The following is a 21001-nucleotide window of genomic DNA, read 5'->3' as shown; positions in this document are numbered from 1 at the left end:
AGATCTAAACGTGGAAGATGTTGTAGAAGATCGTCCGCAACACACCGAATGCCACGGAAATGCCGGTTGCCGCGGCGATGCCGATTGCAACCTTCGCGAACGGGTTCAGGTTCTCCCACCACTCGTCGGAGTCCTTGGTGCTAGAGCCCTTAGTGCTGGAGCCCTCGGTAGTGGTACCAGAGCTGGAACTCTGGGGATTAGTTTCTGCCACGGCCGGGGTAACGGTGGCCAGAGCCATCGTGGGTGCCAGTGCAGCGGCGATAATAGTGCGACGAATACGCATCGAGGTACTCCCTTAAACCTAGTTAATGCTTTGGCGTGTAGGAACCTTTTGTTCCACACCTTTGTTATCGTTATGTAAGCACGCTTTTGTTACAAAGATCGCGTTTTCATAACAATTTTTCAGACGGATACTATAGGAGCCTCCAAACCATCATGCAATTTCTACCTGCCGTGTATCTGGTTGTGGAACTCATCGCCTTCATTCTGTTGGGAGTCTGGATCGGCTGGGGCTGGGCGCTTCTGATTCTTTTGGGCTTGTTTGTGCTGGGTCTCGCCCTCGCTACGTGGCAGATGCGCGAGCTGACCGTCCGCGCGCTGAGCCAGAATGATCGCCCGGGCGCTCTAACTGCCGATATGGCGCTGTCCATGGTCGGTGCGGTGGGTGTTGCAGTACCGGGTATTGTCTCTAGTTTCCTGGGAATCTTCTTCCTGATTCCTCCGACGCGCACGCTGATCCGCAAAATGTTGGGTCAAGCAGCCCGCCGTTCTCTGGAGCGTTTCGGCGTCACAACCTACACACGCGTCAATCGCATCCAGAACTCGGGCGGTTGGGGAGACGTTATTGACCACCGCGCGGGCGAAAACGAATGATTCTTAAGATCCTCGTCGCTGTATTCAGCGGCGTGATGGTCTTCGCTTCCTTCGAGCCGACCGGCCTGTGGTGGGCCGCGCCGCTCGGGTTCGCGTTGCTGTTCTACTTTGCTGATTCCCGCCATGCCATGCTGATGGCCTGGGTGCAGGGTCTAGCCATTTACGGTCTTTTGCTGCCGTGGGTGGGAGAGTTCGTCGGCGCTGCCGCGTGGATCGCCCTGGCTGTTGTTCAGTCCCTCTATAGCCTGCTCTTCGGCGTAGGCCTCAAGTATTTGCTTCGACGCCCCCTCACGGCCCACATCGTCGGCATTCCGACCTGGTTCGTCGCTGTGGAGTGGCTGCGATCTTCTTTCCCCTTCGGCGGTTTTCCCTGGGGACGCATCGCATGGGGGCAGGCGAGTGGCCCGCTGAGTTGGCTGATACGCCTCGGCGGTCCCTCGGTTGTCACCTTCGCCGTTGTGCTGATTGGTCTGCTCCTCGCACTCAGCATCCGCAAACACGTGGTTCCCGCCTACGCACTGGCCGGTGTGGTTGCACTGGTCGGCGCCTATGCGCTGCTGATCCCCGCGCCCTCCGCCGACCGCACCGTGAATGTCGTGGCGGTGCAGGGCAATGTGCCACGCCTGGGACTGGATTTCAATGCGCAGCGTCGCGCTGTGCTGGATAACCACGTGCGTCGCACAGAAAAGGTGGAGTCCCACCCGGACATCGTTATCTGGCCGGAGAATTCAGCGGACGTCAATCCGTTTACCGATGCCACCGCCCGCCAGCAGGTCGAGAAAGCGCAACGCTCCATCGACGCACCAATCCTCGTAGGTACCGTTAGCCCGGAGCACAACACGATGGTGGTGTGGGACAAAAACGGGCCGGGGGAGAAGCATGTAAAGCACTATCTGCAGCCCTTCGGCGAGTACATGCCTTTCCGGGATTTCCTGCGGAAGTTCAGCGAGTATGTCGATCGCGCCGGTAACTTCCAGCCTGGAAACGATAACGGTGTGGTCCACATGGCAGGAATTCCGGTGGGTGTGGCCACATGCTATGAGGTTAGCTTCGATGGTGCGTTCCGCTCGGCAGTGCGCGGTGGCGCGCAGATTCTGACAAGCCCCACGAACAACGCCACTTTTGGTTTCACGGACATGACCTACCAGCAGCTGGCCATGTCGCGTATGCGAGCAAAGGAATACGATCGTTCCGTAGTCGTTGCCGCGACCTCGGGCGTTTCGGCTATTGTCGCTCCCGACGGGCGCGTCGAGCAGCGGACGGGTATCTTCACCTCTGACGCCCTCGAGGCCGAGTTGCCTCTAAGCGATACAATGACACTGTCGGCTCGCGTCGGCCCATGGGTAGAGCGGATTCTAGCTATCCTGGGGCTGCTGTCCGTGGCATTTACATATAGGAGAGGTAAGAAAGCTTTTCATGAATAAGCTCAGCGATAAAACCCTGGTCATCATCCCGACCTACAACGAGAAGGAAAACCTTCCGCTCATTATTGGTCGGCTGCTGAAGGCCGAGCCCGAGCGTGTGGACGTGCTTGTCGTCGACGATTCCAGCCCGGACGGCACCGGTGAGCTGGCCGACGAGATGGCCGCTGAAAACCCGAAGATTCACGTGATGCACCGCGGTGGCAAGGGCGGCCTGGGCGGCGCTTATATCGCTGGCTTCCACTGGGGCTTGGAGCGTGACTACGAGATCCTGTGTGAAATGGACGCGGATGGTTCTCACGCTCCCGAGCAGCTGTACCTGCTGCTGGATCGCATCGATGCGGGAGCGGAAATGGTTCTGGGTTCCCGTTATATCAAGGGCGGAAAGACCGTAAACTGGCCGGTCAGCCGCCAGGTTTTGTCCCGCGGTGGCAATGTCTACGCTTCCATGGCTCTGGGCGCGGGTCTGTCCGATATCACGGGTGGCTACCGCGCATATCGTCGCGAGGTGCTGGAGGGCATCGATCTCGATGCCGTTGATTCTGCCGGCTATGTATTCCAGGTGGACCTAGCATGGCGCGCCGTCGAAGCCGGCTTTGACGTCCGCGAAGTTCCGATCACTTTCACCGAGCGTGAAATCGGTGATTCCAAGATGAGCGGCAATATCGTTTCCGAGGCTTTGGTCCAGGTGACGAAGTGGGGTGCCACGCACCGTTACAACCAGGTGAAGAACCTGGCACAGGAGTCCTGGCGCATCGGCGCTGGCACCGTACGTCGCTACTTCTGAGCCGCTTCCTGCTCCTTCATGAGCTTCACCGCGGTGCGGCGGCGCTTGCGGAGGAGTTCGATGCGCTCGTCAAGCAGTTCGTCGAGTTCCTCGAGGCTGCGACGCTCACGCAGCATGTCCCAGTGAGTACGAGGGGGCTTGACGGGCTTGGATTCCTGCCCTTCGCCCTCTACCAGCGTGCCTAGCTGGCCGTTCTTGCACATCCATTCCTGCGGGATTTCCGCGTCATCGGCGAAGGGAACCTCGTAGATTTCTCCAGCCTCGGTGCGGTACTTCACCATCTGGCGGGGAGCCAGATCGTGGTCGCGATCCGTCTCATAAGAAACGGCACCCATGCGACTTCCGCGCAGTACGCGATCGGCCATCTTTTCATCACTCCTCAATTAGTTCGAACTAATCCATCATAACAACGAAGAACCGGGAAGAATTGTTCCATGCCTCGACCAAAGCACTGCCTCTGGTGCGGCAGGGAAGTTGTACCTGGCCCGACGAATCGACCGCGTAAATATTGCGGCCAGTCTTGTCGCCAGCGCGCTTATGAGCAGCGTGCCCAGCTTGCGGGCACGTCGATTCCCAAGGATTCCATCATTCTGCCGGCTAGCGCAGTCGAGCAGTTTCACGATCAGCTATTCGAACTCCGCTGCGCCGCCGAAGACCTGTGCACCGCGGTGCGGGAAGGGGAGCCGGCCGAGACAGTGGAGGAGTTGGCGTCAGAACTAGAGGCCCTGGCTCACCGCGTCGAGCAACTTCGAGGTCGCAGACACTAAGGGTTATGCTATAGAGCATGCGTAAGGGAATCATCACTCTCGCCGTTATTGGCATGGTCGTTGGCGTGCTGATGGCCTTCGGGCCACTGGTCGTGAATTTCTTTAGCGACCGCGGGCTCCGCACCGCGGACATTACCGCAGGTGGAGAGCCTGCTACCGTAGCCATGGACGGCACCTGGCATGTGGTGAGGGGAGCCGGCGACAATGTCTCGCAGGCTGGCTACACGTTCGACGAGAAGCTCCCGGCGGGTGCCAAAACCACCTCGGGTCGCACGGAAGACGTCAAGGGAGACTTCAAGGTCAAGGACAAGAAGCTCACCGAAGGTAAAGTCACCGTCGATGTTGCCAGCATCAGCAGTGACGTTGAAAAGCGCGATATCAACGTACGCAAGAGCATTTTGCACACCGATAAGTTCCCGGAAGCCTCGTTTACGCTGACTAAGCCCGCAGATGTCTCCAAACTGCCGGATGATGGCACGACCGATACTGTGAGCGTCACCGGCGATTTGGAACTCCACGGCAAGAAGAAAGAAATGACCGCCGAGTTGAAGGTTCTGCGCACTGGCGAGCATGTAATCCTGCAGGGCAACATTCCGTTTAAGCGTTCCGATTTTGACATCGCGACTCCACAGTTCGTCGCCGCGACGATTGCAGACCAAGGCACTCTGGATGTGCTGCTGGTACTAGAACAAGTTAAGTAGGCTTAGGAGCTATGTCTCCAGAGTTACTGAAATACTCGCGCATCATGCGCATCGTCGTGCTGTTGTTCTTTATCGGCTATCTGCTGTGGAAGGGCACGACGCTGACGTATGTCTTCGCCGCGTTCTGCGTGCTATTCCTGGCCGGCACCTGCTTCCAGCTGTGGCAAGCCAGCAAAAGCCGATAATATACATTATGACACTTTAGCTTCCAATCACGTTCGGCATTGCTGCGCTTCCTTCCACCGAGCCCTGCAGCTGCCCCACTGGCGCCTCGCATGTCCGCCCCAGCGGTTCGCCGCGGAAACGCTGCAGAATGAAGTCGATACCAAAGGCACCACCTGTCACCGCCTGAATGAAGTGATTGTATTCGCCCACCGGTGGCATGATGTCGTCGCGGTATTCCACCTGCGCACCTTTCGCGCACCACGTGCGAGCTAGTTCCTTCGCCTGGTTGTATTCAACGTTCTTGTCGTGACGCCCAGATATCACCATCACCGGCGCCACCGGACGCTTAAGTCCAATGCGCTGATCCTCCATAGCTTCCCGCGCCTCGGGCATCTCCTTCAACAATTCATCGAGCGTTTTGCCCGACTTTGTCCACTCGCTGGTCTTCTTGTGCCCGTATTTGTCCGTAATCTCCCCGGTGCACATCGTGGATAGATCCTTCAGCGCCTGCTTGCCCTCTTCGTTGAGGTGCTTATCCAACAGCGGCTGCAGGTGCGGATAGCGCTCCAGCAAGCCGTTAATCGTAAAGCCGATCGCCCCCATAAGATCCGAACCGTCGATATTGCGCTGCACGGCCCCCAAGTCCGCAGGCACCGCGGACGCGTACGCACCCACCACATTCAGTTCCGGCGCATAGTCACCTGCTGCTTCCACAGCCGCTGCAGATGCGCCACCACCTTGCGAGTGCCCGTAAAACGCCACCGGACCGTCGCCCACCCCCGCAGCCCGCGCTGCATCCAACATCGCGTGCGCCTGGTCATCCCGGTTCATATATGTGTGCACACCCGGGGTGCCCATGCCGATATAGTCGGTCACCACCACACGCACGCCCTTAGAGGCAAATACCCAGTCGTAGATTCCCTCCAGGTTCACCAAACGCTTCGACTTGATCGGATCCGGCTGCCCATCCAGAGGCCAGTTCTTGCTCGGCGCACATTGGTCACCCTGCCCAACCGTTCCGCGGCCAATGACGACCGTTGGGCGTGGCCCCTTGCCTTTCCACTCCACCACCGGCTCCACAATATATCCACTGACCTGCGCTTTCTTCCCCTCTGAGGTGGTCGTCGTGTACTCGATCCGATCCACCGTCTTCGGCATTCTCATATGCAGATCGCCGAACACATTGGAATATGCGACCTTCTCCCTCTTCGTCACTTCCGCCGCCTGAGCAGGCGTAGCGAATCCGGCAATTGCAATGGCTGTAGCGCATGCGAGCGCTGTCGTCTTTTTGATCATTGCTTAGTTCTAACAAACCAACTACCCCCGTTGGGGTAAAAACGGAAAACTTAGCCAAAGGAAACTAAGGGCGTCAATAAGTTAAGTTCATGGACCTAAGCCACATCCGCATCGGTACAGCATCGGCGGGACTACAGATCGAAGGATCACCCCGCCCCAACAATTGGAGCGAATGGATCGCCAAAGACGGCACCACTCCCCACCCCACCACTGACCACTGGCGCCGCTGGCGCGAGGACAACCAGCTCATGAGCGACCTCGGACTACAGATCGCACGCGTCGGCGTGGAATGGTCGCGCGTCGAGCCCGAGCCTGGCCGCTACGACCACGAAGCCCTGCAACGCTACCGCGAAGAGTTCCTGGACCTGCGGGAACGTGGCATTGAACCACTCGTTACGCTGCATCACTTCGGCCATCCCGCGTGGTTCGAAGCTAGCGGAGCGTTCACCCGCGAGGCCAATGCGGAGATCTTCCTCCGCTATGTCGACGTTGTCTTAGACCACCTCGGCGACATCGTGCGCGACTGGATCACCATCAATGAGCCTAATGTCTTCACAACCGAGGCCTATCTCTTCGGCTCCACCCCACCCGGCCGCGGCGGCCTCGCTAAAGTCCGTCCATGTTTGCGCAATATGGCGGCCGCTCACCTACTCGCCTACCAGCGCATCCACTCACGCCTCGAGTCTCCGCGCGTAACTTTCGCCCACCACCGGCGCGTCTTCGCCCCCATGAACCCGCGCAACCTCCTCCACCGCGCCCTTACACCCCTGGTCGAGTGGCTATTCCAGGGCGCAATCGAACCCGCGTTCTTCGAGGGGCGTTTCCACCCCCTACTCGGCCGCCCAGACATCGAAGTTCCCAGCGGCGGGGTCTTCGCGGACGCTGTGGCCATCAACTATTACTCGCGCACAGCAGTTCGCGGTTTTTCCGACGCCACGTTCCCCGGCACCCCAACCAATGATCTCGGCTGGGAGATCTACCCGCCGGGGATTTCCGAGGTCTCCGGCGAATTGGCACGCCGCTACCAGCTGCCCGTGTGGATCACGGAAAACGGCACTGCCGATGCCCACGAGCGCTTCCGCTGCGCTTTCATTCTGGACCACCTGGCGGAGCTGTCCCGTATGCCCGAGGTCGAGCGCTACTACCACTGGTGCTTCGTCGACAACTGGGAGTGGTCGGAGGGCATGGCGCAGAAGTTCGGTGTGGTGGATATAGAACGGCAGGTCAAACCCGCGGGGCGACTACTGCAGGAACTGATCCGCGAGGGTGCTATTACCCCAGAAATTGATGCGAAGTTCCGTGAGGAAGGCCACTAATGTTGCAAACACTCACCGCCGCCGAACGCGAGCCGCGACTGTTCTATTGGAAGTTCGGCATTGCTTTTTTCGGTTCAGTATTTTCCTGGGCTGGACCGACGCAGCTTTTGCTGGGGTTGCAGATGATCCAGCTGCGCCCGGATACCAAGGAAGATTCTCTGGCCCTGATGATGATGCTGGGCGGAGCCACTGCCGTCGTTTCCAGCCTACTGACCGGCTACATTGCAGACCGCAGCTGGTTTTGGGTGAATCGCTGGGGTAAGCGCCTGCCATGGGTGTTATTGGCGGCGCCGCTGGCCACCCTGGGGTTGCTGCTGATGTCTTTTACGCCCAGCTTCTGGGTTCTGACTGGGCTGTGGTGCCTGGTGCAGGTGTTCGTTGCTTTCGTAACGAATAACCTCATGACGGTCACCGCCGATGTTGTGCCGCAGGAGAAGTTCGGGTTGGTTTCCGGAATCGTCGGCGCAACATACACGTTTGGAATTGTCGGCGGGACCGCAGTTGCGACGGCTTTGCCGATTCAGCAGGCGTACTGGGCTGTCGGCGTCATTTCCCTTCTTTTCATCTTCCAATTCGCAGTCGGGCGCGGCCGCGTTGATGTACACGTCCGACCGCATAATTCGCTGTCCGTGACGGTCGGCGATGAGGGGTCGTATCGCAACTATTGGCTGGTCTTTTGCAGTCGCTTTGTCATCCACCTCGCCAACTACACGAGCCTGTTTTATCTGCTGTATTACCTGCGCGACCACATCGGCGTACCGGATCCGGATGCGGGCGTGCTGGCGCTCACCGTCTTGTATGCGGTGTTCACGATCATCACGGCGATCGTCAGCGGCAATCTTTCCGATCGCTTGGGACGGCGCAAGATTCTGGTTATCACTTCCGCTTTCGGAGTCGCCATGGCCACGGGCTTGATGACGGTCGCCAGCGGCATGGGTCTCGTGTATGTCGCGGCGGCACTGCTGGGGATTAGCTGGGGCGTGTTCAGTAGCGTGGATCAGGCCATGGTCAATGAGTCGCTGCCCAGTAAGAAGAACCGCGCGCGCGACGTATCACTCATGTCGCTCACCCAGGGAGTGAGCAACATGTTCTGCGGCGGTCTGGCCGCCCTTGCCCTAAGACATTTCGACTATCCGGGAATGTTCCTTATGTGCAGCATCATCTGCATCGTCGGTGCTGTGATGGTGCTGCCTGTGACCTCCTCAAAGTAAAGACTAGAACGGTGGTTCCTCTTCGCTGAATGTGCGCGCCACCCGCGCTTTCCGAACACCCCGTTCGGCGAAAGTCTCGCGAGTCAACGGCCCGCCGGGCACGGTCACGATCTCGTGGCCGTCTCCATGAGAAGTCCACACCTCCGTGCCATCCGCATGCAGCTCGATGTCCCAAGTGCCGGCTGTTTTCAGGCGATGGTGCGTGCGACACAGTAGATGCATGTTCGCAGTGGTCGTCGGCCCTCCATTCGCATGGCGATGCACATGATCGACATCACAGGCGTATCCCGGAACGTCGCACCCCGGAAAGCGACAGTGCCCATCACGCCCGGTTACTGACGCCCGCAGCAGCTCCGTCGGCTGGTAGCCCTTCGTCGCGGTATAGCCGGGGGCTGCCAGGTGAGTGACCTTCGCGAGCCACTTACGGCTGGCAACGTCGCTCAACCAATGGTCTTCAGCGAATACCCCGCCGGGTTGTGGGTCGACGGCCTTATATAGGTTTAAAGTGACCTCGGTGGTGATGTTCTGTTCGAGCATCGCCAGAAAGGCCTCGCCCATCGTGCAACTGTGCCTCTTAGAGGCCGCCTTAACAGCCTTGTGCAACTCCACGCCCTTCAGCCGCGGAACGGTCAGGGTAAAGACCGTTGTTTCGCATCTGCTGCGGTCTATAAAAAGCTCAGGAGAGTTTGTATCCATGGGCGGAATGTGATCCGGCCGGCCAATGACTGCTTTGATCTTGTTGTAAACCGCTCGTGGTGTGGGCACTTGCTGATTCGGACGGGTGGGTCTCAACGCCTTGAGGATCTCTTCTTCCACGTCGGCCCGTTCGCCGGGCGCGACTGCTTGAACCGCTTCGGTGACCTGCTGTATGTGCCGAATCGAAAATGCTCCGCACCGGAATAGCTCGTGAATACGCGGGAAAGCCTGAAGCATCAGGCCTGCGTCAGCATAGTTGGTAGCTACCACTTTGCTAATACCGAAGCGCACCGCAATCTTGGAAACATGATCCGGAACGAGGTCGTCGGGCGCCGGAGTAGACTGCTCCACCATAGTCAAATGGGTCAGGTTCAATGACCGCGATGTGACAGTCAACGGGTCATCGGAACACGCAAGGCGGTAGTAAGGCTCGGCAGTATCGGGAGGTCTTGTGACTGTATTGGCAGTGGTGAGTGTGGTGGTCATACACATCCCCTTTTGGTGAACTAACAATAGTTTAGAACACCCGTTCTACATTAGTCAATACCTTTACCAAATAAAATGCTAACTCTTTAGTTTAAGTAGAACGCGTTTTCTAATTAGAAAGCCAACCTTCCAGCCCGCCGACATTCATGTACAAATGAAGGTATGAGCACTTTAGACCTCTCACAGGAAACCGTCCTCATCACAGGCGCCAGCTCAGGCCTAGGCAAAGAATTCGCCTCCCAGCTGGCAGCAAAGGGCGCAAATCTCGTGCTGGTCGCACGCCGTCAGGATCGGCTGCACAAGATTGCGGCCGAAATTAAGAGGCGTCACAAAGTAAAGGTCGAAGTTATAGCGAAGGACCTATCCGAACATGGCGTGGCCGGCGAGATTTCATGGGAGCTGTCCACGCGCGGGATCACGGTAACCTCGCTGATCAACAACGCAGGCTTCGCGAACTACGAGTCATTCAGCGACATCCCGACAGATAGCCTGCGCGCAGAAATCGCGGTCAATGTCCACGCACTAGTGGAACTGACTCACATGTTTCTGCCACGGTTCGAAGATCGAGGCAATGGGTTCATCCTCAATGTGTCATCCATTGCAGGGTTCCAGCCCTCCCCTGGCATGGTGGTCTATGGTGCGACGAAGGCGTTTGTGCTGTCGTTTACCGAAGGCCTATACGCAGAGCGAAAGGGCTCTGGCGTGCGAATCATGGCGCTGTGCCCGGGGCCAACCGAGACGGAGTTTTTCCGAGTCGCCGGCAGTGACAGAGCCGACGGCGGGCTCAAGCGCATGAGCAGCCACGATGTCGTGACGGCGGGAATCGAAGCACTGCTGCGCAAGTCGCCGCCGCCGTCGGTAGTCGCGGGCGCGCGCAACAAGGTGCTAACAAGCATCTCGCAGCGCATGCCACGGCGCGTCATGACGGAAGCTATGGCGCGGATAATGAAGCGGCAAGGTTAAGAAGTAGCCGCTCGTCGCGTGCTACGAGCTGTACACCAACGGGCAGGCCATCTCTTCCTCTACCTGCGGGGATGTTCATCGCCGGATGCCCGGAAACGTTCCACAGCGCTGTGAAGGCAACCGAGGGCAAACTCGCGATCTGTGCCGCCAACATCCCCTTCCCGGAAAGCACACCAGCGCGCGCCGGGCGCGAGGCCACCGTTGGTGTAAGGAGCACGTCAACGTCCTCGAACACCCGATCCAGCTCCTCCCCCAGCTCGTCGGAGAACTTCTCCGCCCAACGCAGCACCGGCCCCTGGGCCCATGCACCTGCCAGGTGCGTAACTTTGTGGCGCCCCTCGATACGTTCGGGATACTCCAGCCCGGCGATCTCCTCCCGAATCCCCGCGAAGAACTGCGTGACGAAAGCCGCCGTCGGATCCTTGTGCCGCAGCGCATAGTCGCTCACAGTGTGTCCCAGCCCTCGCAGCTGATCGGCAACACGGCATACTGCCCGGACATGGTCGCGGTGTGGTGGGGTCAGTGGCGTTGCCGGTTGGAGGTTTACGCCAATCCTTAATGACGCCACCTCAGATTCGGTGGCTTCGGAGCCAAATAGGGCGTCAAAAAGAAGGGCGCAGTCGCGTGCAGTACGGGCGATGGGGCCAGCAGTGCCGAGGCGGCACCACAGTTCACCGGGGAGAGTACCGCGGGCGGGTTTGAGGCCAAAGAGACCGCAATGGGCCGAGGGGATGCGGATAGAACCGCCGCCGTCGCCACCAACGGCGAAGGGCACCCATCCAGCGGCAACGGCCGCCGCGGAGCCTCCGGAAGAGCCGCCTGGGGTGAAGCGTGGGTTGTGCGGGTTGCGGGTGATACCGCGAGCCTCCGACTCGGTGAAAGGGAAAGCGCCAAAGGCAGGCATAGTGGTTTTGCCCAGGATGATCGCACCGCTGGCACGGAGTCGGCGGACGATCTCGTCGTCGGAGGCCGCGGGCGTGGGGTTGGCATTGGTGCCGTAGGTCGTGGGCACCCCGCGGACATCAACTTCTTCCTTGATGAGCACCGGCACGCCATGCAGCGGTGCGGGGTTGCTGGACGAATCAAGGTCGGCGGCAGTTGCAAGTGCCTCGTCGTCTAGCAGGACCGAGATCGCGTTGAGGCTACGATCCTGAGCGCGGATACGCCGCAGGGTGCGTTCGATAAGAGGGACGGCGCCGTGCTCAAGGGCAGCGGTGCGCCACTGACTAGAGCTCAGCAATGGTCGCCTTCAGGTTCTCGCCAACACGCTTGCCGGAGTGGATGCAGCCACCGAGGAAGGTGCCTTCAAGGGCATTCTTGCCATGCATACCGCCGCCACCGAAACCGGCGACCTCGCCTGCGGCATAGAGGCCAGGCAGCACCGATCCATCAGTGCGCAGGCACCGCCCGGAAAGATCGGTCTCGATGCCGCCGAGGGTCTTGCGGGTCAGGATGTGCAGCTTGACGGCGATAAGCGGCCCCTTCGACTCGTCGAGTAGGCGGTGCGGCGCGGCACAGCGGACAATCTTGTCGCCGAGGTACCCGCGGGCAGTGCGGATGTAGTTGATTTGCGCGTCCTTGCTGAAGTTATTGTCGATCTGCGAGTCACGATCTTCGATGATGCGGCGCAGATCGTGTACGTCAAGGGCGGGTGCATCGTCATCGGCGATGGCGTTCATGCCCTCGACCAGGGAACCGAGGTCATCGGCGACCACCCAGTCCTCGCCGTGGTCCATAAAGGCCTTGACCGCGGGGTGCGTGCCGGGGCCTACCTTGGACAGCAGGTTCTTGACCTTCTTGATGGTCAGATCTGGGTTCTGCTCGGAGCCGGAGAAAATGAATTCCTTGTCGGCGATCGTCTTGTTGAGGATGAACCAAGAGTAGCTGTGGCCCGTGGTGCCGATGTGCTTCATGGTGGAGATTGTGTCGCCACCCGGGATGAGGTTAGAGGGGAATCGCTTACCGGTCGCATCAATCCACAGCGAGGACGGGCCAGGGATGATGCGAATGCCATGGCCAGGCCAGATGGAGTTCCAGTTCTTCATTCCCTCGGTGTACGCCCACATACGGTCAGTGTTCACCAGGTTCGCACCGGCATTGTTGGAGATTTGAATCATGCGGCCGTCTACGTGGGCGGGCACGCCGGTAACCATGTCATTCGGCACCGGCCCCCACTGGTCGGTCGGCCAAGCGCGGCGTACGAGATCCAGGTTGCCGCCGATTCCTCCGGAGGTCACGACCACCGCACGTGCGCGCAGCTCAAATTCGCCAACGGTGTTTCTCGATGACGCCACGCCGCGGTCCAAATCGCTCGGTTCCAGCACGCTGCCGCGCACGCCGACGACAGCGTCATTTTCTAGGATGAGTTCGTCGACCTGGTGGCGGAAGCGGAACTCGACCTTGCCCTCAGCCTCGGCGGCCTCAATGGGCTCGCGGAAAACGCGAACGACCTCGGGGCCAGTGCCCCAGGTGAGGTGGAAACGCGGTACGGAGTTACCGTGGCCGCTTGCGTCGCCGGAGCCGCGCTCGGCCCAACCGACGGTGGGAAGAACGTTGAGACCGAGAGCCTTGAGGTAGTCGCGCTTTTCCGTCGCGGCGAAGCGGACATATTCCCTACCCCAGCGGCGGGGCCAGTAGTCGTTGTTGGAATCGTCGTACTGTGCTGAGTTCTCCCAGTCGCGCCAGGCCAGCTCCTCGGAGTCCCTTACGCCCATCAGCTTCTGTTCCGGGCTGCCCACGTAGAACAGGCCCCCCAGCGACCAAAAAGCTTGTCCGCCCAGGTTGTTACGGTTTTCCTGATCCAGGATCAGGACCTTCAGCCCCGACTTCTGCGCCTCATAGGCAGCGACAAGGCCGGCTAGACCGGCGCCGACGATGATGACATCGGGGTTGGTGGGAGTAGTCACAGGAGGGATCCTCTCGAAGGTCAAACACGAATAGTTATTATTACGCTAAAACTATCCGGTGATCTCCGGAGGGAAAATCGGAAAACTACTTCGGCGCGAAAACAAATTGGACGCAGCCGATATCCCCCGTGGTTGCCAGAGCCTCATGCAGCGCCAGCTGGTAATCCCAGAGCCTGCGGAAGACTGGGTCGAAGCCCGCTGCGGCGGCTTGGCGTTCGCGGGAGAGGAAGTTCGCGCGCCACAGTGGCAAAGTCGCACGTAGGTGGCCGCTCAGGTTGTTCTCTGCAACAACGGTAAGTTGAGTGTGCTCGGCCGTGACTTCGCGCACTTGCTGGGCTGTGGGGTACTCCAGGGCAGGCCATACGTATGCGCGCATGACGTCTAGGGATTCCTTGGCAGTCTCGCGGAGCTCGTCGGTGGCGACGATTGACTGGATTACTGCCAGACCATCGTCGGACAGCATGCGATCCACTGCCTTCAGGTAGTGGCTGAGGCCACCCAGCCCCAAAGTCTCCATGCGCTCAACAGAGAAAATGGCCTCGTAGCGCCCCGACCATTGTCGGGGGGAAGGTACTGGACCGGCGATAACCTCCACATTCACCGCACCCCCTACCCCGGCGGCCCGCACACGGGCATGCACAGCATCAGCGTGATCTTCGTCGCTGGTCAGCACATCCACACGTGCGCCGCGCTGAGCAGCCTGTACTGCCAGTTGGCCTCCGGAGGACGGCATTTCCAATACGCGGTCGCCTGGGCCGACTTCGGCCTCGTCGAGCATGGTGGTGATACGACGCCGCTGGGCGTCGTCGAGATCCTGGCGATCTACATCATCGGGGTCGCCGAACCATGTGAAATCGATCCCGTGGTCGTGAGCGCTTGTGCGCGAGGCACTGCTGAACTGCGCTGCACCAGTTGCCCGGGTAGCGCCCGCATAAAGCTCAACGAGCGCCTCGGGCAATTCGCCCGGTACGGGACCGCGACGCCTGGGCGTGCGGCGAGCGAGGAACTCTCCCATTTTGCCCTCGAAGGGCCTATCCAGAAGCGCCCCCAGCACCTCCGGGAGAGGCTCAGCCGTCCATTCGCCGGCCATGTACCCCTCCGCTAGACCGAGCCACCCCTCCGCGACCATCCGATCGATCACCTGGCCATCTCGAACGACCATGTGCGGCACCGTGCCGGCGTCCAGAGAAATACCATGAGAGGAAAGCAGCGCTTCCAAGCGCGAGGTAACAGCCTCGGCGCGGCGACCCATAAAGCGTGCCTGTGGAGTGGCCACGAGGTGCGGCCAGCGCTCCTCATCGATGTACGGAGACGTCATCCTGCCTTCCTTTAACACTGCAACTCCCCCCGAAGTTACTAGGAAAACAACTTCTTGCTCTCGAGGCGCAACCGAAATGGGTTGAATTTTTCTCAACCCGGGGGCTCTCGGTGTGAAGGCCAAGCCTGAACCAATTAAGATGGTGCCGGATAACAACCATATTTGAGGAGAAGCAACTACATGACCAGCGCATCTAACCGCCACCACGTCGTAATCATCGGCGCGGGGTTCGGCGGCCTCTTTGCGGCTAAGAAGTTTAAGAACGAAAACGTCAAGGTCACCATCGTCGACCGGACGAATCACCACCTGTTCCAGCCGCTGCTGTACCAGGTTGCGACCGGCATCCTCTCCGAAGGCGAGATCGCGCCCTCCATTCGTCAGATCCTGGCTGACCAGGACAATGTCCGTGTGGTCAAGGGCGAGGTTCGCAACGTCGACATCAACGAGCAGACCGTTACCGCCGATCTGGGTGGCATGGATGCCGTGTTGAAGTACGATTCCCTGATCCTCGCGGCGGGCGCTGGCCAGTCCTACTTCGGCAATGAGCAGTTTGCAGAGTTCGCGCCGGGCATGAAGTCCGTGGACGACGCACTGGAAATTCGTGCTCGCGTGACCGGCGCCTTCGAGCGCGCCGAGATCACCTCCGACCCGGAGGCGCGCAAGCGTCTGCTGACCTTCGTCGTTGTCGGTGCTGGCCCGACTGGTGTGGAGCTGGCCGGTCAGCTGGCCGAGATGTCCCACCGCACCCTGCGCGACGAGTTCCGCGAGATCGACACCGAGGACACCCGGATTCTGCTGATCGACGGTGGCTCGCAGGTGCTGGCGCCGTTTGGCAAGCGCCTGGGTCGCAAGGCCGCCCGCCGCCTGGAAGATCTGGGCGTAGAGATCATCCTCAACTCCCTGGTGACCGATGTCTCCAAGGAAGGCGTGCGCTACAAGGACATGAAGACCGAAGAAGAGTACTTCATCCCCTCCTACGCCAAGATCTGGTCCGCCGGTGTGGCCGCCTCCCCACTGGGCAAGCACGTTGCCGAGCAGGCAGGTATCGAGGTCGACCGTGCGGGTCGCGTGCCGGTGAACGATGACCTGACCCTGGGCGATTACCACAACATCTTCATCGTGGGCGACATGATGAGCAAGGACCGCCTGCCGGGCGTAGCTCAGGTCGCCATGCAGGGTGGCCAGTACGCCGCTACCACCATCCTGGACGAGGTCAACAACGGCACTTCCCACGAGGGTCGCGTGCCGTTCAACTACTTCGACAAGGGCTCCATGGCCATCGTTTCCCGCTTCAACGCGGTGGTGAAGATGAACAAGGCCGAGGTTTCCGGCTTCATGGGCTGGGTCATGTGGCTGGTTCTGCACCTGCTGTACATGGTTGGCTTCCGCAACCGTGCAGTCGCTGCATTCAGCTGGGGTCTTAACTCCGTGTCCCGCCGCCGCTGGCAGTTGGTAGCTACCCGCCAGCAGCTGCACGCACGCAACGCACTGCGCAAGCTGCGCGAATTGGAGGACAAGGAAGGCACGCGCTCCATCGAGGTGCGCGACAACCTGCGCTTCGGCGAGGGTCGCGATACCCGCGCGGTCTCTGACTAAGCCTTCGGCATATCCGGCACAACCTGCGTCTTGAGGAAAGTCAAGGCGCAGCATTTGCCGGTTTTTTCATTTATGTGCTCGATGCGGAAAAGGTGCGTGGTGCGCCCAATATGCTCTGCTTCCGCGGTTGAGACAATGACGTCGCCTTTTACCGACGGACGCAGAAAGTGCGTCTGATTCGAAGTTCCGACCACGGCCGGTCCGGCACCAGCGGCGACGAAGCTGGCCATAGAGCCGGCGGTCTCCCCCAGGCTCGCGTAAACACCACCGTTCGTCACTCCCCACGGCTGCAGGTGATCCTCGGTGACTTCGAGTGCCAGCTGCAGCTTCTTCGGACCAATGGCGCAGTATTGCACACCTAGGGTGCGGTCAAGCGTCGGATGCTTCCGGAGCAGCTCGTTGAGGGTAGAAATCTCCTCGCCGGTCAGTTCCCGCTCGGTGGCTTCACGACTTAGTTCAATGAAAATATTGGACATGCGCCTAAGCCTAACCAACTCTTCGCCCTGTAAGATGTAAAACCATGACTACTGCTGAAGGAACCGCCCAGATTGGCGTTGTTGGCCTGGCCGTCATGGGGTCCAACATCGCCCGGAACTTTGCCAATAACGGTCACACCGTGGCCGTCTACAACCGCACTACCGCGAAGACCGAGAAGTTCATGGAGGACTTCGGCGACACCGGCAACTTCGTCCCGTCCGAGACGATCGCCGATTTCGTTAAGTCACTGGAGCGCCCACGTCGCGCGCTGATTATGGTGCAGGCGGGTACTGGTACTGACGCCGTCATTTCCCAGCTCGCCGAGGAAATGGACGAAGGTGACATCATCATCGATGGTGGTAATGCGCTGTACACCGACACGATCCGCCGTGAAGCGGAGATGTCCGAGCGTGGACTGAACTTTGTTGGCGCAGGTATCTCCGGTGGCGAGGAAGGCGCCCTTAATGGGCCGGCTATTATGCCCGGTGGCCCGGCGGAATCCTGGGAGGCTCTGGGGCCACTGCTGGAGTCCGTAGCTGCGAAGGTCGATGGCACCCCGTGTGTGACGCACATTGGTCCGGATGGCGCCGGCCACTTCGTGAAGATGGTTCACAATGGCATCGAGTACGCCGATATGCAGGTCATTGGCGAGGCTTATCAGCTGCTGCGCTACGGCGCGGGTATGGAGCCTGCGGAGATCGCAGAGGTTTTCAAGAATTGGAACGAGGGCGACCTCGACTCCTATCTGATCGAAATCACCGCCGAGGTGCTCTCCCAGGTGGATGAGAAGACCGGCAAGCCACTGATCGATGTCATTGTCGATTCAGCAGGCCAGAAGGGCACCGGCCGCTGGACGGTAAAGGCTGCTCTGGATCTGGGCATCCCCACCACCGGCATCGGCGAGGCCGTTTTCGCCCGTGCTCTGTCCGGCGCTCGCGAGCAGCGCGACGCCACTATCGGCAACCTGCCTGCTGGCGAGCTCAGCACTCTGGATGTTCCGAAGGAAGAGTTCATTGAGGATGTCCGCCGCGCACTCTATGCCTCCAAGCTGGTGGCCTACGCGCAGGGCTTTGACGAGATCAAGGCTGGCTCCGAAGAGCACAAGTGGGGCGTGGATCCCCGCGACCTCGCCACCATCTGGCGTGGTGGCTGCATCATCCGCGCGAAGTTCCTCAACCGCATCCGCGAGGCCTACGATGCCAACCCGGAGCTGCCCTCCCTGCTGCTGGATCCTTACTTCAAGGGCGAACTGGGCGGTTTGATTGATTCCTGGCGACGCGTAGTCATCCTGGCTACCCAGCTGGGCCTCCCGGTACCGGTATTCGCATCCTCCCTGTCTTACTACGATTCCCTGCGTGCCGAGCGTCTTCCGGCGGCACTGATCCAGGGCCAGCGTGATTTCTTCGGCGCGCACACCTACCGCCGTACTGACCGCGAGGGATCTTTCCACACCCTGTGGTCCGGCGACCGTAGCGAGGTCGAAGCGTAATTGTCCCGATCAGAGTTCGGAAAGCTCGGGCTCGATGATTGCATCACCAAAGAGCTTTCCGCCGAGGGAATAACTAAGCCCTTCCCTATCCAGGCTGCGGCCATCCCCGCGGCCGTCGAGGGGCGGGACGTGCTAGGCCGTGGACCGACGGGTTCCGGCAAAACATTCACGTTCGGGCTGCCGATGATTCAGCTTCTGAGGCGGGGGGCGTCACGACCCAAAAAGCCCCGTGGTGTGGTGCTCGTGCCGACCAGAGAGTTGGCGACACAGGTGCGTTCGCGGCTGGATCCGATTGCGAACGCAGCAGGTCAGCGTCTGCTGGAAGTTGTCGGCGGGGTGAAGATTCAGCGGAATATCACTGCTCTGGCGAGACCCGTGGACATCCTCGTGGCGACGCCGGGGCGCGCACTGGATCTGCTGCGGCAGGGCATGCTGGACTTTAGCGACGTGAAGGTCGTCGCTATCGACGAGGCCGACCAGATGGCCGACATGGGCTTTCTCCCCCAGGTGACTAAAATTCTGGATGACATGCCGAAGAACGCCCAGCACCTGCTGTTTTCCGCCACGTTGGATGGCGATGTACAGGTGCTGGTGGATAACTACATGCGGGATCCGGTGACCCACTCCACGGGTGAAGCAAACGCCAGTGTGGACACGATGCGACACCTGCTGGGGGTGGTGAATAGCCGTGAAGAGCGAAACGAGCTGGTCATCGCAATTGGAAAAATGCGCAAGCGAACAGTAATGTTCATGCGCACGAAGTATGCGGTAGACCGACAGGTTAAGAAGCTAGTGCGGGCAGGTGTCCCCGCCGTGGGCATTCATGGCAACAAGGGACAGAACACACGTCAAAATGCGTTGAACCAGTTCACGCAAGGCGAAAATTCCGTGCTGGTCGCCACAGACATCGCTGCCCGGGGTATCGATGTCAAAGACGTGGAGCTGGTCGTCCATATCGACCCGCCCGCCGAACACAAGGCATATGTACATCGCGCTGGACGCACCGCGCGCGCCGGAGCCAGTGGCACGGTCGTTACGCTTACGTTCGCAGAGGATCAACGTGCAACCGAGAAGATGATGGCCAAGGCCGGTGTGCACCCGACCGTACTGTCGGGTTCCAAGTTGGTTGCCAATTTGAAGAATAGTTAGGAGTCGAAGAACACCCGTGGAAATTCTGCTTTCCGTCGTTGGGCTAGTTCTCTTTGTGCTGCTCACAGGCCTTACTGGCGTGTTTGTTGCCGTGGAGTTCGCCATGACGGGTCTGGAGCGATCCACCATTGACGAGCACGCCCGCACCAAGGGCGATGGCACCGCGAAGTTGGTGCAAAAAGCGCATGGGCAGCTCTCTTTCCTGCTGTCGGGCGCGCAGCTCGGCATTACAATCACAACCCTGGCCACCGGTTATCTGGCCGAGCCGATTTTGGCGAAGTTCTTTAATCCGTTGCTGGAGCTCATGGGGCTTAGCGAAGCGGCGGCCATGCCCATTGCACTGGTCCTGTCGCTAATCGTGGCGACAGTGCTGTCCATGGTGTTCGGCGAACTTGTGCCGAAGAACCTGGCCATTACTAACCCGCTCGACGCAGCACGTGCGACTGTCCGCCCGGTCTGGGTGTTCAACGTAGCGCTGAAGTGGTTTATCAACGGGATGAATAAGCTGGCCAACGCGATTGTGCGGAAGCTGGGAATTGAGCCGGCGGACGAGTTGGCGTCGGCACGATCGGCCGAAGAACTCTCGGCGCTGGTGCGGCACTCGACGGGCAACGGCGGGTTCACCGAGCAGAAAGCGCGAATACTGGATCTTTCGCTGAAATTTAGCGACGCCACCGCGGAGGATATTATGACGCCTCGGTCGACCGTCGAATCTCTGACCGTGGAAGACACTGCGCAGGATCTTATCGAGCTGGCGCTCGAGACCGGACACTCGCGCTTCCCCGTGACGCGCGGTGATCTGGATGAAACGGCGGGCGTTGTCCATGTGAAGGACGCGCTAACTATCCCCCACGCTGTCCGCCGGACTACCACTCTGAACCAGCTAATGAAGTCCGTGCCCTCCGTGCCGGATTCCTTAAGCGGCGATGACGTGCTGAACCGGGTGCGAGCCGCGGGGTCGCAGTTGGTGATGGTTGTCGACGAGTACGGCGGCACTGCCGGCATCGTGACGATTGAAGATGTCGTGGAGGAGATCCTCGGCGAAGTGTGGGACGAGCACGACGACGTGGAAGAGGACAAGGAAGTCCGCAAGAGCGGCACCAGCTGGGAAGTTTCCGGACTGGTGCGCACGGATGAGCTACCGGACGCGGTGGGCTACACCGCCCCAGAAGGCGACTATGACACGCTGGGCGGCCTGATTATGGCCACACTGGGTCGAATCCCGAAGGAGGGCGATGAGGTTCTGCTGCCGGTCGGCAACCATGAACTTCTGGAGGGATTTGAAACTGGCATGACCGGACGTTGGCGAGCGACCGTCAAGGAAATGGACAACCGCCGCGTGGACAAGGTTTTGCTGCGCCCGTTGAAGAAAGAGGAGGTTTAA

Annotated in this window: 21 protein-coding genes; 13 read left to right on the top strand and 8 right to left on the bottom strand. The window is 59.9% G+C overall.

Going from position 1 to position 21001, the window contains the following annotated elements; all coding sequences use genetic code 11:
* Positions 1-4: 4 nt before the first annotated feature.
* Positions 5-283, bottom strand: coding sequence for a hypothetical protein (locus AC06DS_RS07765; protein ID WP_477100426.1), 279 nt, complete (start codon positions 281-283; stop codon positions 5-7).
* 152 nt (positions 284-435) lie between these two features.
* Between AC06DS_RS07765 and AC06DS_RS07760 the strand changes: the two genes are divergently transcribed.
* From AC06DS_RS07760 to AC06DS_RS07750, 3 genes are read left to right on the top strand one after another with little or no spacing between them, the layout of a single operon-like run.
* Positions 436-873 (top strand): FxsA family protein, encoded by a 438-nt coding sequence (locus AC06DS_RS07760; RefSeq protein ID WP_477100425.1) that lies wholly within the window; start codon positions 436-438, stop codon positions 871-873.
* Positions 870-2297, top strand: coding sequence for an apolipoprotein N-acyltransferase (gene lnt / locus AC06DS_RS07755; RefSeq protein WP_477100424.1), 1428 nt, complete (start codon positions 870-872; stop codon positions 2295-2297). Before AC06DS_RS07760 ends, lnt begins: the two co-directional genes overlap by 4 nt.
* Positions 2290-3081, top strand: coding sequence for a polyprenol monophosphomannose synthase (locus AC06DS_RS07750; RefSeq protein WP_448307699.1), 792 nt, complete (start codon positions 2290-2292; stop codon positions 3079-3081). The genes lnt and AC06DS_RS07750 overlap by 8 nt, the downstream gene beginning before the upstream one ends.
* Here AC06DS_RS07750 and AC06DS_RS07745 read toward each other — a convergent pair.
* Positions 3072-3446 (bottom strand): RNA polymerase-binding protein RbpA, encoded by a 375-nt coding sequence (locus AC06DS_RS07745; RefSeq protein ID WP_293791209.1) that lies wholly within the window; start codon positions 3444-3446, stop codon positions 3072-3074. The genes AC06DS_RS07750 and AC06DS_RS07745 overlap by 10 nt on opposite strands.
* 69 nt (positions 3447-3515) lie before the next feature.
* Here AC06DS_RS07745 and AC06DS_RS07740 point away from each other — a divergent pair, with 69 nt between their 5' ends.
* Genes AC06DS_RS07740 through AC06DS_RS07730 form a run of 3 tightly spaced genes read left to right on the top strand, consistent with a single transcriptional unit; the run spans position 3516 to position 4734 of the window.
* A complete protein-coding gene (locus AC06DS_RS07740; protein WP_477100423.1) occupies positions 3516-3848 on the top strand; it encodes a hypothetical protein in 333 nt (110 codons plus the stop codon).
* 17 nt (positions 3849-3865) lie between these two features.
* Positions 3866-4549: a YceI family protein gene (locus AC06DS_RS07735; protein WP_293791206.1), complete on the top strand. Its 684-nt coding sequence runs from the start codon at positions 3866-3868 to the stop codon at positions 4547-4549.
* An 11-nt stretch (positions 4550-4560) separates the two neighbouring features.
* A complete protein-coding gene (locus AC06DS_RS07730) occupies positions 4561-4734 on the top strand; it encodes a hypothetical protein (protein WP_448307701.1) in 174 nt (57 codons plus the stop codon).
* A gap of 16 nt (positions 4735-4750) precedes the next feature.
* Here AC06DS_RS07730 and AC06DS_RS07725 read toward each other — a convergent pair whose 3' ends face one another.
* On the bottom strand, positions 4751-6010 hold the full coding sequence (locus tag AC06DS_RS07725) for an alpha/beta fold hydrolase (protein ID WP_477100422.1): 1260 nt from the start codon (positions 6008-6010) through the stop codon (positions 4751-4753).
* A gap of 89 nt (positions 6011-6099) precedes the next feature.
* Here AC06DS_RS07725 and AC06DS_RS07720 point away from each other — a divergent pair, with 89 nt between their 5' ends.
* Together AC06DS_RS07720 and AC06DS_RS07715 are read left to right on the top strand one after the other, a co-directional pair.
* Positions 6100-7326 (top strand): glycoside hydrolase family 1 protein, encoded by a 1227-nt coding sequence (locus AC06DS_RS07720; protein ID WP_477100421.1) that lies wholly within the window; start codon positions 6100-6102, stop codon positions 7324-7326.
* Positions 7326-8537: an MFS transporter gene (locus AC06DS_RS07715; protein ID WP_287863208.1), complete on the top strand. Its 1212-nt coding sequence runs from the start codon at positions 7326-7328 to the stop codon at positions 8535-8537. Before AC06DS_RS07720 ends, AC06DS_RS07715 begins: the two co-directional genes overlap by 1 nt.
* A 3-nt stretch (positions 8538-8540) precedes the next feature.
* Here AC06DS_RS07715 and AC06DS_RS07710 read toward each other — a convergent pair whose 3' ends face one another.
* A complete protein-coding gene (locus AC06DS_RS07710) occupies positions 8541-9719 on the bottom strand; it encodes an HNH endonuclease signature motif containing protein (RefSeq protein ID WP_477100420.1) in 1179 nt (392 codons plus the stop codon).
* Positions 9720-9881: 162 nt separating this feature from the next.
* Here AC06DS_RS07710 and AC06DS_RS07705 point away from each other — a divergent pair, with 162 nt between their 5' ends.
* On the top strand, positions 9882-10682 hold the full coding sequence (locus tag AC06DS_RS07705; protein ID WP_477100419.1) for an SDR family NAD(P)-dependent oxidoreductase: 801 nt from the start codon (positions 9882-9884) through the stop codon (positions 10680-10682).
* On the opposite strand, the gene AC06DS_RS07700 is transcribed toward AC06DS_RS07705, so the two are convergent.
* The 3 genes from AC06DS_RS07700 to AC06DS_RS07690 all read right to left on the bottom strand — a co-directional run bounded on the left by AC06DS_RS07700 (position 10651) and on the right by AC06DS_RS07690 (position 14906).
* Complete coding sequence (locus AC06DS_RS07700) at positions 10651-11922, bottom strand: amidase family protein (protein WP_477100418.1); 1272 nt, start codon at positions 11920-11922, stop codon at positions 10651-10653. The genes AC06DS_RS07705 and AC06DS_RS07700 overlap by 32 nt on opposite strands.
* Complete coding sequence (locus tag AC06DS_RS07695) at positions 11909-13588, bottom strand: FAD-binding dehydrogenase (protein ID WP_477100417.1); 1680 nt, start codon at positions 13586-13588, stop codon at positions 11909-11911. The genes AC06DS_RS07700 and AC06DS_RS07695 overlap by 14 nt, the downstream gene beginning before the upstream one ends.
* An 85-nt stretch (positions 13589-13673) precedes the next feature.
* On the bottom strand, positions 13674-14906 hold the full coding sequence (locus AC06DS_RS07690) for a class I SAM-dependent methyltransferase (protein WP_476727690.1): 1233 nt from the start codon (positions 14904-14906) through the stop codon (positions 13674-13676).
* 180 nt (positions 14907-15086) lie between these two features.
* Between AC06DS_RS07690 and AC06DS_RS07685 the strand changes: the two genes are divergently transcribed.
* Positions 15087-16502, top strand: a complete 1416-nt coding sequence (locus tag AC06DS_RS07685) for an NAD(P)/FAD-dependent oxidoreductase (protein WP_293791196.1) — start codon at positions 15087-15089, stop codon at positions 16500-16502.
* Here the strand turns inward: AC06DS_RS07685 and AC06DS_RS07680 are convergent.
* Entirely contained in the window at positions 16499-16978 is a 480-nt protein-coding gene (locus AC06DS_RS07680; RefSeq protein WP_477100416.1) for a PaaI family thioesterase, read from the bottom strand. The two genes, AC06DS_RS07685 and AC06DS_RS07680, sit on opposite strands and share 4 nt — an antisense overlap.
* Positions 16979-17022: 44 nt before the next feature.
* Between AC06DS_RS07680 and gndA the strand changes: the two genes are divergently transcribed.
* Genes gndA through AC06DS_RS07665 form a run of 3 tightly spaced genes read left to right on the top strand, consistent with a single transcriptional unit; the run spans position 17023 to position 21001 of the window.
* Positions 17023-18468: an NADP-dependent phosphogluconate dehydrogenase gene (gene gndA, locus AC06DS_RS07675; protein ID WP_477100415.1), complete on the top strand. Its 1446-nt coding sequence runs from the start codon at positions 17023-17025 to the stop codon at positions 18466-18468.
* Positions 18469-19617 carry a DEAD/DEAH box helicase gene (locus AC06DS_RS07670; RefSeq protein ID WP_477100414.1) on the top strand — a complete coding sequence of 383 codons (1149 nt, stop codon included), beginning with the start codon at positions 18469-18471 and terminating at the stop codon, positions 19615-19617. It begins immediately after the preceding gene.
* 16 nt (positions 19618-19633) lie between these two features.
* Entirely contained in the window at positions 19634-21001 is a 1368-nt protein-coding gene (locus AC06DS_RS07665; RefSeq protein WP_477100413.1) for a hemolysin family protein, read from the top strand.

The organism is Corynebacterium sp. TUM25015, from assembly GCF_056393505.1.
The sequence above is the reverse complement of the archived record's forward strand: the minus strand, read 5'-3'. Positions and strand labels throughout refer to the sequence as shown.

Bases quoted from the DNA above. Each gene is read 5' to 3' on its own strand.
- AC06DS_RS07765 (WP_477100426.1), bottom strand. From the start codon at position 283: ATGCGTATTCGTCGCACTATTATCGCCGCTGCACTGGCACCCACGATG.
- AC06DS_RS07760 (WP_477100425.1), top strand. From the start codon at position 436: ATGCAATTTCTACCTGCCGTGTATCTGGTTGTGGAACTCATCGCCTTC.
- lnt (WP_477100424.1), top strand. From the start codon at position 870: ATGATTCTTAAGATCCTCGTCGCTGTATTCAGCGGCGTGATGGTCTTC.
- AC06DS_RS07750 (WP_448307699.1), top strand. From the start codon at position 2,290: ATGAATAAGCTCAGCGATAAAACCCTGGTCATCATCCCGACCTACAAC.
- AC06DS_RS07745 (WP_293791209.1), bottom strand. From the start codon at position 3,446: ATGGCCGATCGCGTACTGCGCGGAAGTCGCATGGGTGCCGTTTCTTAT.
- AC06DS_RS07740 (WP_477100423.1), top strand. From the start codon at position 3,516: ATGCCTCGACCAAAGCACTGCCTCTGGTGCGGCAGGGAAGTTGTACCT.
- AC06DS_RS07735 (WP_293791206.1), top strand. From the start codon at position 3,866: ATGCGTAAGGGAATCATCACTCTCGCCGTTATTGGCATGGTCGTTGGC.
- AC06DS_RS07730 (WP_448307701.1), top strand. From the start codon at position 4,561: ATGTCTCCAGAGTTACTGAAATACTCGCGCATCATGCGCATCGTCGTG.
- AC06DS_RS07725 (WP_477100422.1), bottom strand. From the start codon at position 6,010: ATGATCAAAAAGACGACAGCGCTCGCATGCGCTACAGCCATTGCAATT.
- AC06DS_RS07720 (WP_477100421.1), top strand. From the start codon at position 6,100: ATGGACCTAAGCCACATCCGCATCGGTACAGCATCGGCGGGACTACAG.
- AC06DS_RS07715 (WP_287863208.1), top strand. From the start codon at position 7,326: ATGTTGCAAACACTCACCGCCGCCGAACGCGAGCCGCGACTGTTCTAT.
- AC06DS_RS07710 (WP_477100420.1), bottom strand. From the start codon at position 9,719: ATGACCACCACACTCACCACTGCCAATACAGTCACAAGACCTCCCGAT.
- AC06DS_RS07705 (WP_477100419.1), top strand. From the start codon at position 9,882: ATGAGCACTTTAGACCTCTCACAGGAAACCGTCCTCATCACAGGCGCC.
- AC06DS_RS07690 (WP_476727690.1), bottom strand. From the start codon at position 14,906: ATGACGTCTCCGTACATCGATGAGGAGCGCTGGCCGCACCTCGTGGCC.
- AC06DS_RS07685 (WP_293791196.1), top strand. From the start codon at position 15,087: ATGACCAGCGCATCTAACCGCCACCACGTCGTAATCATCGGCGCGGGG.
- AC06DS_RS07680 (WP_477100416.1), bottom strand. From the start codon at position 16,978: ATGTCCAATATTTTCATTGAACTAAGTCGTGAAGCCACCGAGCGGGAA.
- gndA (WP_477100415.1), top strand. From the start codon at position 17,023: ATGACTACTGCTGAAGGAACCGCCCAGATTGGCGTTGTTGGCCTGGCC.